The sequence below is a fragment of the Candidatus Caldatribacterium sp. genome (genome assembly GCA_014359405.1).
Classification (GTDB): domain Bacteria; phylum Atribacterota; class Atribacteria; order Atribacterales; family Caldatribacteriaceae; genus Caldatribacterium; species Caldatribacterium oleiphilum.
In genome coordinates, this window is sequence record JACIZN010000167.1 from 1 (window position 1) to 2,884 (window position 2,884).

The following is a 2,884-nucleotide window of genomic DNA, read 5'->3' on the forward strand; positions in this document are numbered from 1 at the left end:
ATACGAATGATTCCGTCTTCGTCGAGATTGCGGAGGGCCTCCTCCCCGAGGTTAGGAATATCCCGGGTAATCTCCTCCGGACCAAGCTTTGTATCCCGCGCCTCAACCTCGTACTCCTCGATGTGAATGGAGGTAAAGATATCCTCCTTAACGAGGCGCTCGCTGATCACTATGGCGTCCTCGAAGTTTTCTCCCTCCCAGGGCATGAAGGCAACAAGGACATTCCGACCAAGAGAAATTTCGCCCATGGAAGTACACGGACCGTCGGCAATGATCTGGTTCTCTTCAACGTAGTCTCCCTTGCGGACAATAGGCTTGTGATTCATGCAGGTACTCTGGTTTGAGCGCTGGAACTTGTCGAGGTAGTACACATCCCTCGTACCGTCTTCGGCTTCGATTTCGATGCGAACCGAATCTGCCCAGACGACCCGGCCAGCTCTCCGGGCAGTAATGGTGGCTCCCGAATCCTGGGCAACCTTGTACTCTATTCCCGTTCCAACGTACGGGGGCTGGGAAACAAGGAGAGGCACAGCCTGTCGCTGCATGTTTGCCCCCATGAGGGCCCGGTTGGCGTCATTGTGCTCCAAGAAGGGAATGAGCGATGCCGAAGCACTCAGAATCTGCTGGGGAGAAACGTCCATAAAGTCCACCCGGTTTCTGGGAACCTCAACGATTTTTCCCCGGAAACGAACCACCACAGAATCAGAGGCTATGGAACCATCCTCCCGGAGCTTTGTGTCCGCAGGAGCAATGTGGTACCGGTCCTCTTCATCTGCCGTCAGGTAGACGATTTCATTGGTCACCTTGCCATCTACAACTCTCCGGTACGGAGTCTCAATGAAGCCGTACTCGTTTACCCGTCCATAGATGCACAGGGAAGTGATGAGACCGATGTTCGGCCCCTCCGGTGTCTCAATAGGACACATACGACCGTAGTGGGTGTAATGCACGTCTCGAACCTCAAAACCTGCTCGCTCTCGGCTCAAGCCCCCCGGACCCAGAGCGCTCAATCGACGTTTGTGGGTGAGCTCAGAAAGGGGGTTCACCTGGTCCATGAACTGCGAGAGAGGACTGCTTCCCAGAAACTCCCGAAGCGCAGCAATGACCGGACGGACATTGATGAGGCTTTGAGGCGTTGGGGATTCGGTATCCGGCTGAATGGTCATACGCTCCCGGATCACCTTCTCCACCCGCAGAAGTCCAGTACGGAACTGGTTCTGCAAGAGTTCGCCTACGAGTCTGGCCCGACGGTTCCCCAAATGGTCGATGTCGTCACTGTACCCGATACCATCGATGAGGTTCAGGAGGTATCGGATACCCCCCACTACATCTTCAGGGGCAAGCGTGCGTCCTTTCTCAACCCTGACCCTGGTAATACCAAGCTCCCGAAGATCCCGGATAACCTCAAAGGTCAAAACAGTCCCCTTGGGGACAAGAACTCGGCCTGTTTCTGGGTCCACAACATCTCTACTCAGCACTCGGCCCTCAAGGTCATCTGAGAGAACCTCAAGAGTGTCGTTGGTTTCTATGTACACCTTGACAGGGAGGTTGTCACTGTTGAAAACGGTAACGTACTCAATGGGGTATTCTTCGTTCAACTGCTCAATCTCTTGGGCTATCTTCCGGCTAATGCGGTCCCCAGCCCGCAGGACAACCCGATACCTCTCAGAATCGAAGTGCTCGCCAAGGCTTTCGAGGTTCCTAATACAACGCTTCTCTTTGAGGTCGATAATGATATCCTCTGCCGCGGCAAGCTCTTCCACCCGAACGATGCGCTCCTCGAACTTCAACTTATTATTAATCTTGTACCGACCGACTTCCCCAAGATCGTAGTGGCGTGGATTGAAGAAAAGGTACTTGATGAAGTCCCGCGTATTCTCCTCAGTAGGAGGTTCGCTCGGCCGCAGACGACGGAATATTTCCACGATGGCTTCTTTTGTTGTCGTCGAAGGATCCCGCTCCAAAGTCCTTCGAATGTAGGGATGGTAATCGAAAAGGGCAAGGATCTCCTCGCTTGAATCGTACCCCAAGGCTCGCACAAGAGTACAGGCGTTAATCTTTCTGCGTCTGTCGACCCTCACAAAGAGAATATCGCCGGGATCAATGCCAAACTCAAGCCAAGCCCCCCGATTGGGGATGATTTTGAAGCCGTACTCAACCCTTCCTGTAGGAGTTACCTCTCGGGAAAAGAAAATTCCTGGAGAGCGAACAAGCTGGGTGACGACGACTCTCTCTGCTCCATTGACCACAAATGTCCCCTTGTCGGTCATAAGGGGAAGGTCCCCCATGTAGACGTCCTGCTCTTTAATCTCGTTGGTATGCTGATCAATGAGGCGAACACGGACATAAAGCGGTGCAGCATACGTTCTTCCCTTTTCTTTCGCCTCCCGTACCGTCAAAGGAGGCTCCTCAAGACGATACCCTAAGAACTCAAGAACGAACTTCCCCGTGAAATCCTGAATGGGAAAAATTTCGAGAAAGACTTCCTGCAATCCCTGGCGCTTCCGCTTCTCAGGCGGCACATCCTTCTGGAGAAACCATTCAAAGGACTTCTTCTGAACTTCTATGAAGTTTGGTAGCTCAGCACACGGGGGGATTTTGGCAAAACTCTGCCGTTTGATGTAACCAACGCCCACTGATCACACCACCTTTGGGGGATTTTCAATTCACAATGCAGAGAAGAGCTTACCACCGCCAAAAACCGACAATTGGTCATTGTAGAAGATTCTCTTTCTTGTGTCAATAGGAAGAGCAAAATTTGTGATCCGTCTGTGATATTGTCAGGTGAAATCCATCTGTGAAAATGTCAGTATGAACAGGGAGAGGATCACTTTGTCACAGACGGAACTCAATCGTATCCGGGTATTGGAGCAAGTTCTGGGAG

Annotated in this window: 1 protein-coding gene; it reads right to left on the reverse strand. The window is 52.2% G+C overall.

The genetic code is table 11. The features are described 5' to 3' along the window. Positions 1-2,636 (reverse strand): DNA-directed RNA polymerase subunit beta (gene rpoB / locus H5U36_09880; GenBank protein ID MBC7218414.1); only part of this gene is annotated, 2,636 nt, incomplete at its 3' end. Between the last annotated feature and the right edge of the window lie 248 nt (positions 2,637-2,884).